Genomic DNA, 14,101 nt, shown 5'->3' on the forward strand with positions numbered 1-14,101 from the left:
AACAACCTAAAAATTTAATAAATTATAATAATCTTATTGTAAAAATTATATGTAATAATTTTGACAAGGCATAATGTTAGCAAAAAAGAATTAAGAAAAGATATGAAGATTAATTTAGAAATTGAATTTATATTAAATGAAAATGTAAAAATAACAAAAAAACACATACAGTTGCTAAAACAAATTCAAATGGATAAAAGTATAACAAAAGCAGCAAAATCGCTTAAAATATCATACAAAAATGCTTGGGATTGTTTAGATGAAATAAATAAAGCCAGTAGTGAGCCTTTATTTTTAAATACTTCAAAAAAAACAGGTTCAAGACTTAGTAAATTTGGAGAAGAAATTATTAATAAATATAATGAATTTTGCAATTTTAAACAAAAAATTAATGATGATTTTTCACTTAAATTATCAGCACAAAATAAAATAAAAGTAAAAATTATTGAGATTGCAAAAAACAATAATCATATAGATGTATTATGTCAAAAAAATGATTCTAAAATTAAAGTAAATATTTCTAATAGTGCTTTACAAAATCTAAATTTAAAAATTTTTGATGAAGTTTTATTAATTTTTAAAATAAATTTTATAGAACTAGAAAACGATGGAGAAAATAGTTTTTTTGCTACAATTAAAGATATTAAATATGAAAATGATTTCGTGTATTTTACTCTAGAATATGAAAATGAAATTTTAAAAGCTATATCAAAAAAAGAAAAACTAAGTAAAGAATATAATATAAACGAAAAAATAAAAATCAGAATCCCTGCTAGTAAAATAATAATTTCACTATAAATGTTACTAAATGTTACTTTCTTGATAAGTTATAAAATTTTTAATATATTTTATGATAAAATTAAAAAAATTATGTTACAAATTAACACAAAATAATATCTAAGGAATGCTATGTTAAATGTCTCTTTAATTTTATTAGCAGCTGGAAATTCTACACGACTAAAAATTCCGTGCAAAAAACAAAATTTATACATAAATGATACACCTTTATGGCTTTATGTTGCTAAGCAATATGAAAAACTATACAATTTTCAAAATATAATAATAGTGTGTGATGATATAAAATATTATGAAAAATTTAATCCTAATTATAAATACATAAAAGGCGGTAAAGAAAGATTTAATAGCGTAAAAAACGCTATTAACGATATAGATACTGATTATGTGTTAATAACTGATACAGCTAGAGCATATATAAATAAAAAAGTTTTAGATGAATTATTTAAAAATATTGACGATTTTGATTGTGTTTTTCCCGTAATCAATGTAAATGATACAGTATTTAATTCAAGCAAATTTTCATATGAAAATAGGAATGAATTAAAGTTAGTTCAAACACCTCAATTATCAAAAACTAAAATTTTAAAAAATATAAATTTAGAAAACTACACTGATGAAAGTTCAGCAATAGCTGCTCATGGTGGCAAAATAAAATATATATTAGGTGATGAACTAAGCTTTAAAATAACAACACAAAATGATTTATTAAAATTAAAGCTATTAGGACTACAACCGCCTAGCAATAAAACATTTGTTGGGTTCGGATATGATGTTCATGAATTTTGTAATTCTAATATAGGGCATAATTTAAATGATGATAATAAAAATGAAAATTTAATATTAGGTGGTGTAAATTTAGGTGAAAAATATGCACTAAAAGCACATTCTGATGGCGATGTTTTATGCCATGCCTTAACTGATGCTTTACTTGGTGCTTGTGGATTAGATGATATAGGTGCTAATTATAGTCCTAATGATGAAAAATACCATAATGCGAATTCTTTAAATTTATTACAAGATGCTTATAAAAAATGTATGAATTGTGGATTTGAATTAATCAATGCTGATATAACAATTTGTGCTGAAATGCCTAAAATATTACCTCATAAAAATGAAATTTTAAAAAATTTAATAAAAGCTTTGAATTGTAGAAGTATAAATATTAAAGCTACTACTACTGAAAAATTAGGCTTTATAGGAAGATGTGAAGGAGTTAGCGTTAGTGCTATTGTAAATATGAAATATTTTGATTGGAGTTCTTATGAATATATTAATAATTGAAAATGAAATTTATTTAGCCCAAAGTATGGCGTTAAAACTTGGAGATGCTGGTTACTCTTGTGAAGTAGCGTATGATTTTAAAGAAATTAAAGATAAATATTACGACATTGTATTGCTATCTACAAATGTAGAAAATTATATGAGAATAATACAAAATCACAAGCATAGTGTAATATTATTATTAGTATCTTATGTTAGTAGCGATACAGTTAGTATCCCTATAGAATATGGTGCCTATGACTATATTCAAAAACCTTTTATGATTGAAGAATTAATAAGAAAAATAAATTATTTTCATAGTTTTAACAAATTAAAAGCACAAAATACCTCATTAACTTCTTATATAAAATCAGTAATAGATACAAAAATACATATACCAAAAAGAATAAATTATCCACTACTAATAAAAACAAATAGGCAAATTTTAGCTGATAGTTTTGTATTTAATTTTGTTTTTTCACATAATGCTAATATATATTTTACAGATCTTAGCTCGTCTTTTAACTTTAATAATTTATTAGTTGGAGAAAACGATATTAGATACTTTACTAATTTTCAAGTATTAAAAGGTGCTAAATTAGAACAAATTATGAAACTAAGTAAGGGTCAAAACTTTATTTTTCATACAAATGGGACGATGAACATAGAAGGGTTTAATACAATAGAATTAAACGACAATGAAAATAGCATAGGTATAAATGAAATTTTAACAATAGATGATTATATAAAAAGCATAATAATTAATTGGCAGGATTATTATTCTGATACTGATTTAAGTAAAAAATTAGGAATTAGTAGAAAATCTTTATGGGAAAAAAGGAAAAAATATGGCATCAGTAGAAAATAAAATAAGTAAAATCAATATAAGTCCAAAAGAACTATCAATTTTATCATTAATAGAAGAAAATTGTTTTGATACTGGTGGTTATTTACCTAAAGAAGAAGAAATTTTAAAAAAAATTGATGAAATTTCTCCGAATATTAATTTATCTTGCAGTTTAACCTTTTCACCTAATTATGAATTAAATTCAAGTCTTAAGGGTTGTATTTATAATAATGAAGTAGATTTAATTCTTAATGAACAAAAAGTTGGGGTAATAAGATATGCTAGTACATTTAATAATAAAAATTTTATAAATATATTTAATTCTAATTATTTTAAAAATGAAAACGAATTAAACCCTTGTATATCAGGTAAAGTGCATATATATGATAATCAATATAAATTAGTAAAAAGAAAGCTACTAAAAAGAATACAACATCTAAATGCAAAAAAAATTACTGCACTAATATTAAATGTAAACCCATTAAATAGAGCCCATGAAAGAATGCTAAGATGGACTATAGATAAAGCTGATTTAGTAATAGTATTTGTAGTTCATGGTAGTGAGCAAAATCAAATAAGCTATGATATAAAAAAAGAATGTTTTGAATATTATATTAAAAATTTTTTACCAGCTGAGAGAATTTTTCCTATATATTTAGAAAATGTAGATTTGTGTAACCCATATTTAGACCCAAATTATGAATGTTTATTAGCACATTCATTCGGTGCAAATAAACTTGTGATTGGACAAAATCATCATGGTTTAGGAATGTTTTATGACCAAAATTTAATACATACTGCGATTGATAATTTCTCTACTAAAACTGGTTTAGAATTAATAGTTTTACCTGAATTTGTATTTTGCAATAAATGTAATGTAATGGTTAGTACAAAATCGTGTCCTCACGGATATCATCACCATATCAAATATCATTCTACTTTAATTAGAGAAATGTTGCATTCTGGCTTAATACCTCCAACTGTTTTAGTAAGAAAGGAAATTTCAGCAAAAATTTTAAGCTACTTATATCCTAATCGTTTTAAAAATTTACAAATGATTTATGACGGATTATTTCCAAGTGATGGTATTATTGAGAAAAAAAATGACGAAGACCTATATAAAGAATTATTAACTTTATATCAAACCGGTTATATGATTTAAGGAGAAAATATGGAAAATTTTAAAAAACTTTGTGAAAGTATAAAAAATAGTAGCGATTTTTTTACACCAACCGCTTTTAGCATTGGGGTTGGTTATTTTGGACAAGTTAGCAAAAATTTAATTTATATTGACTTTGCAAATGTTAATTATAATGCAAATTACAATACATTTGCTATATTATTTAAAGAATTAAACCTTGCTAAATTTAAAAATGATAGTGAATTTTGCGTTGAAATTAATGAGCAAAATTTAGATAATATCTTAGAACATTTTAAATGTTTTGAAAACGAAAAAGGACATACAAATATAGATGTTTTAAAAGCCGCAAAAGAAAATATTAAAAATGAAAGATTTTTTCTAGTAGCTATAAATAAAGATGATAAACCACAAAGCATACCATGTGTATATTTAAAATTACATTTATTATCTCGTGGTTTTAAAAAACCTAGAGAACAAAATCTAAATGGTGCTTTTGGATTATTAAAAAATTTAGCTTGGAACAAAAATACGCCTTATGAATTAGAATATTTAAGAGAATATGAAGCAAAATTAAAATTTTCTAAACAATATCCAAATATTGATTTTGTAGATAAATTCCCTAGATTTTTACAAAGCATAATTCCAAATGACAATGTAAGAATTCTTGATACTAGTAAAGTAAGACTTGGTGCTCACTTAGCAAATGGAACTACAATAATGCCTGGTGCTAGTTATGTAAATTTCAATGCTGGAACACTAGGCTCTGTAATGTGCGAAGGTAGAATTTCAAGCTCAGCAATAGTTGGAGATGGTAGTGATGTTGGTGGTGGAGCTAGTATTTTAGGTGTTTTAAGTGGAACCGATGGTAATCCTATTAGCATAGGAAAACGATGTTTATTAGGTGCTAATAGCGTTACTGGAATTATTTTAGGAGATGATTGTATAATAGATGCTGGAATTGCTGTTCTTGCAGGTTCAAAATTTGAATTAATATTAAGTTATGAACTAAAAAATGCTAATCCTAATTTTAACTTCAACAAATCAACCTATAAAGGTAGTGAATTATCAGGATTAAACGCCTTGCATTTTAGACAAAATTCTACAAATGGTAAAATGCAGGTAAGCTTCAATAAAAAAGCTGTTAAATTAAATTCTGATTTACATTAAAATTTGTGGCTTTGCCACAAATTAATTACATAAAATAATTTTACTTATATTGCAAACTTTTATATAAACATAAAATTAACCTAAAGGAGCAAAAAGAATTTGTAATTTTATCTTAGTATTAAAGCAATCTAAGTTATATTCTAGTGTTTTATACCCTAAACTACCATCAAAAAGTGGATATATAAGCCAAACTTCACTAACTTTAAAAGCTATTGCATAGGCAAATAATTGATATAAATCAGCTTGGCTAATATCACTTAAATCATTTATGATTTTATACTTTGTATCAGCGATGATTGTTTTATCTTTAAGCTCAATTAAAATATCAGGTCGCATTAAACAACGCTCATTTTGACCATCTTTTATTAAGTGTTTTTTTAATAATTGAGTGCTTATTTTTATATTTGGGTTGTGTTTTTTAAGCATAAAAGCTACATAATCTTCAAAAAGTCTATTCATATCAAAAAGCAAAGCATAAGCGTTATTATCCCCCGCAAATGGTGTAAAACTAAAACCATTTAAAAATAACTTACACCATAAAAGTATGTTTTCATAATAACTATAATGCTTATTTTTTACACTAAATTCACATTTTTTAATATCAATTAAACTAATATCATCAAAAGTCTTTAAATATTTTAAAATCTTTTTATTTTGACTTAGTTTTTTTAAATGAAATAATGTAGTTTTTATAGTTTGATTTATCGCATTGTCTACGATATATTCATCATTTTCGGTAAAAAATCGCTCTTTATGAATTAAGTTATGTTTTAAATTCTCATTAAAAAGCAATTTGCCTTTTAAAGTTGTTCTATTTTCAGCTATTTTTATATAATCACTCATAAGCCCTTTATTTAAAAGCACGAAAAGTTCTTCTAAAAACATACAATTAAAAATTAGGGTAAAAATGTAATTTTACATAAATTAGCAATATATTTCAAATTATTTTAAGTAAAATTAATAATTTTATAAAAATATCTTTTTACTTAAAATAATTTTATTATTTTCAATAGTTATTAGTTCAGCCTTAAATTATGTAAAAGTATATATTTTAAATTTATATTATCAAGTATTTTTGACATCTAAACAATTCATAACATAAAGTTAATTTTATCAAAAAACATAAGTAATAAGAAATGATAAAAAATATTATAAATTATGATAATAAAACAAATAATAAAACTAAAAATAATAAAAAATACTGACAAAAAACCAGAATTAAAAACAGAAATTTAGTATGGCTTTAATACTTGTTAAACATACTAAATTTATAAAATATTTTTATAATTTTTTATAATCTCATAATTAATTGCTTCTTGCGGAATTCTCGTATTATCCTTTAAACATATTTGCAAAACCTTATAAATCTTATCATCTTTTATCCAATTTTTTATAATTTCGTTTTCAATGTTTTTTGGATTTTTTTGATTTTTAATGGGGCTAAAATTGATTAGTACTTTATATAAAAACAAAGCAGGTTTTATCTCTAAAAGCCCGTTTTCTAGTCTTTTTTGATTAGTATTTGCAGGTATAAAAAACCCATCATAATCAAAATCACCAAAATAATAAATCTCATTAAATCCTAAATCAGCACGAATTTCATCAAGATAATTATGTGCCCCACTAAAGATATTTCCACTTCCATAAATAATAGCACTAAATTCCATAAACTCTTTGTTCCAACGACAAATTGTATGATAAGTATTGCTATTTTCGCACACTAAAACAGGCTTATTTTTACATACACTTTCATAGACTAATGGACTTGGCTTTTCCGTGCATTTTAACGCACTTATATGAAGCTTTCCATTAAATAAATAACCATTTTTTACCTTGTCATCTAAAAACTTTTCATCTTTAAAAATTTCATAAGAACGTTCCTTCAAAAACACCTTTTCACGCTCTTTTTCTATATTTAAAAAATCATTTATCTTTTCTAAGTTTTTTAGATTTTGCAAGTTTTTTTCACTCATAGCAATTGCATGAATTAGCCCATTCCAGTGAGTGCTGTTTTTTATATTTTCTAGCTCGTTTTCTTTCTTTTCTCTTATGATTTTTATCTTTTTTCCGCCGCTAATTTGAGTTATGATATTTTCATCTATTAATTCGCTTTTGATTTTTTGATAGACTGCATTGCTGTCAAAATCACCCAACAAATTATATGTTTCAAATACGATAATCTTAAAATCATTCTCATTAAGCGTTAAATTTTTTCGCTCATTTAAAAGCTCAATCAGCCTTGATTTCATTTTTTATCACTCCTTTTATAGTGGTTAAATACTTTCTACCTGTATTTGTATCTTCTTTATTGAACATTAAGCTAATTCTATTTAGAAAAGTTATTTGAGAGTTTTTATCAGCAATAGGCGTTGTATAAATCAACTGATATCCTAATTTATCAGCCATTTTGATTTGTGCTTGTAATAAACTCATCTTATTTGCTTTGCCTATTGGATTATCAAGGATTAAAAAACTCATATTTTTATCACTTCCGGCATATTTTAATTTTATAATTACCAAATACAAAATAAAAGCCATTGTCAAAGCTTCTCCACCACTTGATTTTTGCTCATCAACGCTCATATAATAATTACCCTTATCATCTATTTTAATAACTTCTATACCTATATGTGGATTTAACTCTACAATAAGATTTGCACTAAAATTATCATAACCATCTTTATTGCGTGTGAAACTATCGTCATTTTTGATTTTTTCAAAAAGTATATCCACATCTTTTTCGCTTATTTGTTTTTTATCAAATTTTTTGATTTTTAAAAAGTATTTTCCACCAATTTGCTCCAAACTATCATCTAGTTTAGATGATAGCTCAAATCTATGAAGTGTGTTGCAAATTTTTTCTATATATTCTTTTAGCCTACTTAAAAGCCCTTCTAGCTTTATTTTTATAGTATCTAGCTCGGCATTTGTGATTTTTATATTCCTATCAATCTCTTCTTGTTTTACCAAAAGCTCATTTACTTTTAAATTATTGTAATTTGCTAATTCTTTTAATTGTGTCTTGCTCATTAAATAAGAGTACTCTGAATGCTTGTTTTCTATTTGTTTTTCAAACACTTTTATATCTTTTTCTAAATTATTAAGACTTAAGACACTTTCATCCAAAAACTCTTTAAATCCTATTTTAAATTCTACATCATTTTTATCATATTGATAATCCGAGTAGTTTTTTAAATACGCATCAAATTCCTTAAAAACAGCCCTGTAACTATCATATTCGTCTTTTGCTTGTGATAAATTATTCGCTAATATTTGCAAGCTGTTTTCTAAAATACCTAACTCTTGTTTATTTTCTTTTAGTTGCTTATCGTTATTTTCTATTAGCTCATTAATGTCTAAGCTTTCATCATAGCTTAATCTAGTCAAATAATATTGTTTTTCTAAAATCTCTTTTTGTTTTAAAAGTTGCCCTATTTCTCCTAGGTTTTTATTAATTTTTTCCTTATTTTTATCATTTAGTTCGCTAAACTCAACAATCTTAATATCTAAATCAAACGCATTTATAAAATCCTTCAAAATATCTTCTTTAAAATTAGGGTTTTGCTTTAAATTATCCAATAGCTGTCTTTTAGCGTTTAAAGAATTTTCAAGCTCATTGATTTCGTACCTTAAACTATCTAAATTCTTATCTTTTACGAAATCATCATAATTTTTTTTGCACTTTTTAAACTCAGCTTCTAATTCTTCTACGCTTCGTTTGCTAAGCTCTAATGAAGTATAATTTTCGTTTATACTTATATGATCATATTTGTTTTTATAGGCTGTTATTTTATTTTCATTTTGTCTTATGTTTTCTTCTAGCTTATTTTTATAGTTTTCTAAGTCTTTTTTATCTACATTTATTTTTTCATTTTCTTTTTCTTTATCAAAAAGTTTATTTTTAGAATTTTCTAAATCTTTTTGAAGTTCTGTAAAATCAATTTCTAAAAGAGATTTTACCCTTTCGTTTTTTACAAAAAATTTATTTATTAAGTCTTGTAAATTATTTATATTGTTTTCTAAATCTTTAAAAGTTATATTTAGGTTTTCAAGCTCTTGGTTTAAATGAAAAATTTTTTCATCATTTTTATTGATTTCATCATCTACATTTTTTAAATCATTTTGCAATTTTTCTAACTTACCACTCCCGAAGCTCTCTAAAAATAATTTAAGCAAATCTTTTGCTTTTTCCATAACTTTTAGTTTATTTTCTAAAGTATTTTTTATATTTTTTGCACCACTTAAATCATCTTGAAGATTGATTAAAGTCTCTTCATAATTATCAATATCATAGTATTTTTCATCATCATTTATATAAAAACTAGCCCTTTGCTCATCGTTAGCATTTATCTCGTTTATAAAGACAATATCATTAAAATTATGCTTTTTTAAAATCTCTTTAGCCTTGATAATATCTTCTTTATTATTTGCATAAAGTCCTGAATAAATGCTAGGATTTTTGCATAGTTTTTCTTTTAACTTTGATTTTTCTGTAGTATTTAGATAATGTATGTAATACCCTACACCACCAATTTCTTCTCTAAGCAAATCTAAAGCCCTTTTTGTACTTTCAGAAATTAATGGCGTTTTTGTATCTTGTAAAATCGCTATTTTTTCATCTAAAAATTTAGTTTTATAGTTTTGCTCTGTAAGTTTATCTTCTGTTTGTTTTATTGTTTCATTAAGTTTATTTAGTAAATCATTATCAATTATAAAATCATCATTGTAATCTACCAAAACTTTTAAAATTTCGTTTGTTTTAATATCTTCTTGTAATTTTAAAGCTTGATTTATTTGTTCTTGATAGTCTTGCTTTTCTTTTTCTTTAATTTTTTTATCGGATTCTAAATTATTGATTTCTTGGATTTTTTCTTTAATTTTACTTTGAGTATATTTAAGCTCATTTTCTTTAGCTATTTTTTGCGTTGTATTTTCTTGATATTCTCTTTCTAAACGCTCTTTGCATTCTTTTAAACTCTCATTATTTTTTAAAATTAAATCATCAAACAATCTTTGTTTTTTAAGCTCAAAATTACTAATCTTATCCGATAAGCTTTTTATCTCACTATTTAATCCGCCTATTTGCTTGTCGTTTTCACTTTTTGTTTTATCTAGTATAGATGTTTTTTCTACAGTTTCTTTTTTCTTATTTTTATCTTCGTTTATGAGATTTTCTAGCTGTTTTATCTCATAACCTAACCTATCAGATAGCTTATTTTTAGCATTGTTTAAAGAATTTGTAAATGGCTTTAGGTCTTGATTTTCTTTATTTAACAATCCTTCTTTTTCTTTATGAGTTGTTTTAAGTTCATCGTAGATTTTTTGTTCTTTTAGTGTTTTTATAGTATGAATTTTAATTTCATTATCTAAAATCCAACCCTGCTTAACTTTGTTTTCTTGCTCTAAATTTTTAATATCAATTTCAACTTTTTTATATGTATAAAAATCTTTGTATTTTTCATTTTCACAAATTTTATTTTTTAGTAAAATTATATTATTTTCTAGTTCTTTGTTTTGCTTTTCTAAATCCTGCTTGTGAGTATTTAAGTTTTCTTGCTTAATTTCTAAACTATCTTTTACATTAAACAATGTAGAAAGTATTTTATCTTTTTGTTTAATTTTTTCTTGTTTTTTACTATCTTCTAAAACCAAATCATCAATAATTTTTAAAAAATCTTTATAAAATATAAGCTTTTTTTCTAGCTCTGGCTTTTGGTTTATACTATCTTTATGGTCTTTAATTTCTTTTAACAAATCATTACTAGCAGTATTGTTAGACAAAAGAAAAAATAATTTTGATAAAAACTCTTTAATGGTATTGAAATTAAAAAAGTTTGATATGCCGCCTTCTTCTGAATTAAACTTAGCATACAATTTTAGTATATCCTTATCAAAACCATAATTTTGGCATAAATAATCTATATGCTTAGAATTACTATCTGTAATAAATGCAAAATTTGCTGTATTTTCATTTAGCTTTTCTTTAAGTTTTTTTAAATCTTTAAGGTTTTTTAAAAGTTCCTTGCATTCATCATAACTAAAGCTTTCTGGGATAAATGTATAATAATGTCTTATCAAATCATTTGAATTTTTTATAAGACTTTGCATTATTATAAGCTTTTCTTTATTGTTAAAAATATCTGTGTTTTTTTCTTTTTCAAGCTCTAGCATTATAAAACCTAGCTCATCTTGTACGTAATCATCAAGCTTTATTTTGCTATTTGGTCTTAATGACTGGATAAAATAAGCTTTATCCGGCAATAAGGCTGTATGAATTAAACTTATGATTGTAGTTTTTCCACCACCATTTTCAGTGTCTATTAAAAAATGTGATACCTTGTTGCTTTCATCATAAAAATCAAGCTCAAAATCATCAAAATAAAGCCCACCATTAATCCCTAAATTATGCAAAAATACTCTAGATAATTTATACATTTTTTCCTCCTTTATATTTAATAAATTTTCTTATCAAAATATCGTCTAAATGATATTTTATAAGACTTTTATATTTATCTTTTATTATGTATTTATCGCTGTCTTTTTCTTTAGCTAAAAATTTTTCTTCTAATAAATGATTCAAAACAACTTCTATAAATTCATATAAATACTCTATGTTTAAGCTTTTTCTTTGACTATCTTCATTATCGTTTTTGTGTGGCATATCTATTATTAGTGATGCTACGGTATTTGCAAAATCCTGCCCTTGATATTCTTCTTTTATAAAATTTGCTTTTTTTGTCAAAATATTTGCTATATCGCTAATAGTTGTAGTTTTTGCTATATCAAATTCGTTTAAAATTACATTTTCACTAGGATAAAACGAGGCTATGATACTAAGATGTATCATAAGCAAAATTGCTTTTTTGTGAATTTGTTCGCCTAAATCCTTATCTTTAAGCTTTGCTAACTTGCTTGAATACTCACTATATCCCATATAATAAGGGCTTTTTACATCGCTAGGAATTAAAATCAGCTCTGTTTGGCTCGGTATTATTTTAAGCCCTAAGCTTTTTATATAGTTTTTAAATATTTCTTCAAAATCTTGGTTGTAATGATATTTATTGAAAAGCTCTTGATATTCTTTATCGTTTGATGGGTGTTTTTTATCTAAAACTTTTTGAAGCAAAACCCCACACTCATTTAAATAGACATTAACTTCACTCATAAATCCTCCTTATTTTATAATTATCTCCGTAAAAAAACTCATCATTTAACTTGTTTTTAAGCTTAGTAATTGTTAGTTTTTCATCTTTTTGTATGCATAAATCTTGGGCTAATAAATACAAAAGCTTAATGATTTTTTCATCTAAACCATCGTCTTTTGCCCTAAGTATCAAAGCTACTATATCAATTTCGTTTTTTATATTTTCATTTAGATATTGTTCTGCAAATTCAAGCTCTTCTTTACTATAAAAGTTTGGATTTGTTTTATATTCTTGAATGTTTTTGGTTTTTATAGGCTCGTTTGTAACTACGTTATCAAGCTCATCACAAATTTGTTGCATAAAGTAAAATGGATTATAAATTTTAGGCGTATTTAAATTACTAAAGCCTAAACAATACTCATCTACAAAATCGCTATCCTTGTCAAAAAATTCTAAAAAAAGCTCTAAGTTTTTTGGATAATCATTTAATTTTAACTCTTTTTGTAAAAATAATTTATTGTTTTTTAAACTCATTTTGTTGTTGTATTTATTAAAATATTCTGTGATTTTATCGCTTAATTTACTCATTAAATGCGTGTATGTTTCATAATTTTCTTGCAGTTTTTTAAGTTTAATTTTATTTTCACTACTTATTTGCTCGTCATATATAGCGTTATCAATTTTTTTTGATAGCTCTGATAATTCTGATTTTGGTTTACCTAAAAACTCTTTAAAATTTTCAAATTTCTTAAAAAACACCTCATTTGGGTCATAAGTGTAAATATCTTTTTCTATAGCTCTAATTTCATTTTCTAATAAATTTAAATACTCTCTAATGAAATTTATATTCTTTTTAATTTCTATTGTTGCTCTATCGTAATTTTTATTATCAATGAGCCTTGAAATAGCATAGTTTTTAAGCTCTAAAGCTAATGTTGGGTCTTTTTCAAGCTCTATTTTAAAAAGCATAAATCCTTCATCTGTGATTTGATAATAAAACTTATCTCCTACTTCAACATATTTTATAAGTCTAAAATCTAATTTTTTGATTGTTCTTTCTTTTGTATCATAATAAATAGCTTTAAAACTTTCTTGTTTGTTGTTGCTATTATTTAACCCATCTAAAATCTCTTTTGCTATCTCTTCACTTTTATCATTTTCTAGCTTATAAATACTACTAATCTCATCTTGTAACATTAAAACTATATCAGCCCTTAAGCTCCCACCATAAAAAGTATCACTAATTAACCTATCAAAAACAAGCAAGCTAAGATAATAAATATCAATTTCTATACCATCATAAAATCTTTTTATACTAAAAATAGGCTCAAGCAAATGCAAAAGATAATTTATATCATTAACTATAGATTGATTTTGAGTGATAATATAGTTTGATTTTTCATCTTGTAAGCTATCAAATAAATTCATTAAATCTCCTTTAGTTTAATAAATATTATCAAAAATAAAATAAAAATCAAGTATTTTTTATACTTAATTCTTATAATTTTTAATTTTTTTATCTAAATAGAAAAATATTAGTATATTTTTCTATTTAATTTATTTTATAATCTAAAAGAATTTGAAATAGGAATTTTATATATTAAATGCTTGTAAAGTTAGCAAAATTTACTTCTCCTTTTCTTTTAATTTATTGATTTTATTGTTTAGATTTACAACACTTACCAAGACTCCCAAACTTACAACTAAATTAAGCACTGAATTTACCAACTCCATAGCCATCCT

General features: G+C 24.1%; 10 protein-coding genes. 5 read left to right on the forward strand and 5 right to left on the reverse strand.

Annotation, left to right across the window (positions count from 1 at the left end):
* Window positions 1-60 precede the first annotated feature (60 nt).
* The 5 genes from NY022_RS07455 (at window position 61) to NY022_RS07475 (ending at window position 5,213) form a co-directional block, all read left to right on the forward strand.
* Window positions 61-798, forward strand: coding sequence for a molybdenum-dependent transcriptional regulator (locus tag NY022_RS07455; protein ID WP_267524909.1), 738 nt, complete (start codon window positions 61-63; stop codon window positions 796-798).
* 111 nt (window positions 799-909) lie between these two features.
* On the forward strand, window positions 910-2,079 hold the full coding sequence (gene ispF / locus NY022_RS07460) for a 2-C-methyl-D-erythritol 2,4-cyclodiphosphate synthase (protein WP_267524911.1): 1,170 nt from the start codon (window positions 910-912) through the stop codon (window positions 2,077-2,079).
* Window positions 2,060-2,926 (forward strand): hypothetical protein, encoded by an 867-nt coding sequence (locus NY022_RS07465; protein ID WP_267524913.1) that lies wholly within the window; start codon window positions 2,060-2,062, stop codon window positions 2,924-2,926. The genes ispF and NY022_RS07465 overlap by 20 nt, the downstream gene beginning before the upstream one ends.
* Window positions 2,907-4,067 carry a sulfate adenylyltransferase gene (locus NY022_RS07470; protein ID WP_267524915.1) on the forward strand — a complete coding sequence of 387 codons (1,161 nt, stop codon included), beginning with the start codon at window positions 2,907-2,909 and terminating at the stop codon, window positions 4,065-4,067. The genes NY022_RS07465 and NY022_RS07470 overlap by 20 nt, the downstream gene beginning before the upstream one ends.
* Before the next feature lie 9 nt (window positions 4,068-4,076).
* A complete protein-coding gene (locus NY022_RS07475) occupies window positions 4,077-5,213 on the forward strand; it encodes a tetrahydrodipicolinate N-succinyltransferase N-terminal domain-containing protein (RefSeq protein ID WP_267524917.1) in 1,137 nt (378 codons plus the stop codon).
* Window positions 5,214-5,288: 75 nt separating this feature from the next.
* On the opposite strand, the gene NY022_RS07480 is transcribed toward NY022_RS07475, so the two are convergent.
* The 5 genes from NY022_RS07480 to NY022_RS07500 all read right to left on the reverse strand — a co-directional run bounded on the left by NY022_RS07480 (window position 5,289) and on the right by NY022_RS07500 (window position 13,786).
* Complete coding sequence (locus NY022_RS07480) at window positions 5,289-6,098, reverse strand: McrC family protein (protein WP_267524919.1); 810 nt, start codon at window positions 6,096-6,098, stop codon at window positions 5,289-5,291.
* 383 nt (window positions 6,099-6,481) lie between these two features.
* A complete protein-coding gene (locus NY022_RS07485; RefSeq protein WP_267524921.1) occupies window positions 6,482-7,462 on the reverse strand; it encodes a Wadjet anti-phage system protein JetD domain-containing protein in 981 nt (326 codons plus the stop codon).
* Window positions 7,443-11,648, reverse strand: coding sequence for a hypothetical protein (locus NY022_RS07490; protein ID WP_267524923.1), 4,206 nt, complete (start codon window positions 11,646-11,648; stop codon window positions 7,443-7,445). The genes NY022_RS07485 and NY022_RS07490 overlap by 20 nt, the downstream gene beginning before the upstream one ends.
* Window positions 11,641-12,378, reverse strand: a complete 738-nt coding sequence (locus NY022_RS07495; protein ID WP_267524925.1) for a hypothetical protein — start codon at window positions 12,376-12,378, stop codon at window positions 11,641-11,643. Before NY022_RS07495 ends, NY022_RS07490 begins: the two co-directional genes overlap by 8 nt.
* The gene (locus NY022_RS07500; RefSeq protein WP_267524927.1) at window positions 12,371-13,786 is read right to left on the reverse strand and encodes a hypothetical protein; all 1,416 of its coding nucleotides are present in this window, start codon (window positions 13,784-13,786) and stop codon (window positions 12,371-12,373) included. The genes NY022_RS07495 and NY022_RS07500 overlap by 8 nt, the downstream gene beginning before the upstream one ends.
* Window positions 13,787-14,101: the final 315 nt, after the last annotated feature.

The sequence above is a fragment of the Campylobacter sp. MG1 genome (assembly GCF_026616895.1).
Taxonomy (GTDB): domain Bacteria; phylum Campylobacterota; class Campylobacteria; order Campylobacterales; family Campylobacteraceae; genus Campylobacter_E.

Excerpts from the sequence above, each read along its gene's own strand:
- NY022_RS07485 (WP_267524921.1), bottom strand. The coding sequence starts at position 7,462 with ATGAAATCAAGGCTGATTGAGCTTTTAAATGAGCGAAAAAATTTAACG.
- NY022_RS07480 (WP_267524919.1), bottom strand. The coding sequence starts at position 6,098 with ATGTTTTTAGAAGAACTTTTCGTGCTTTTAAATAAAGGGCTTATGAGT.
- NY022_RS07465 (WP_267524913.1), top strand. The coding sequence starts at position 2,060 with ATGAATATATTAATAATTGAAAATGAAATTTATTTAGCCCAAAGTATG.
- NY022_RS07490 (WP_267524923.1), bottom strand. The coding sequence starts at position 11,648 with ATGTATAAATTATCTAGAGTATTTTTGCATAATTTAGGGATTAATGGT.
- NY022_RS07475 (WP_267524917.1), top strand. The coding sequence starts at position 4,077 with ATGGAAAATTTTAAAAAACTTTGTGAAAGTATAAAAAATAGTAGCGAT.
- NY022_RS07495 (WP_267524925.1), bottom strand. The coding sequence starts at position 12,378 with ATGAGTGAAGTTAATGTCTATTTAAATGAGTGTGGGGTTTTGCTTCAA.
- ispF (WP_267524911.1), top strand. The coding sequence starts at position 910 with ATGTTAAATGTCTCTTTAATTTTATTAGCAGCTGGAAATTCTACACGA.
- NY022_RS07470 (WP_267524915.1), top strand. The coding sequence starts at position 2,907 with ATGGCATCAGTAGAAAATAAAATAAGTAAAATCAATATAAGTCCAAAA.
- NY022_RS07500 (WP_267524927.1), bottom strand. The coding sequence starts at position 13,786 with ATGAATTTATTTGATAGCTTACAAGATGAAAAATCAAACTATATTATC.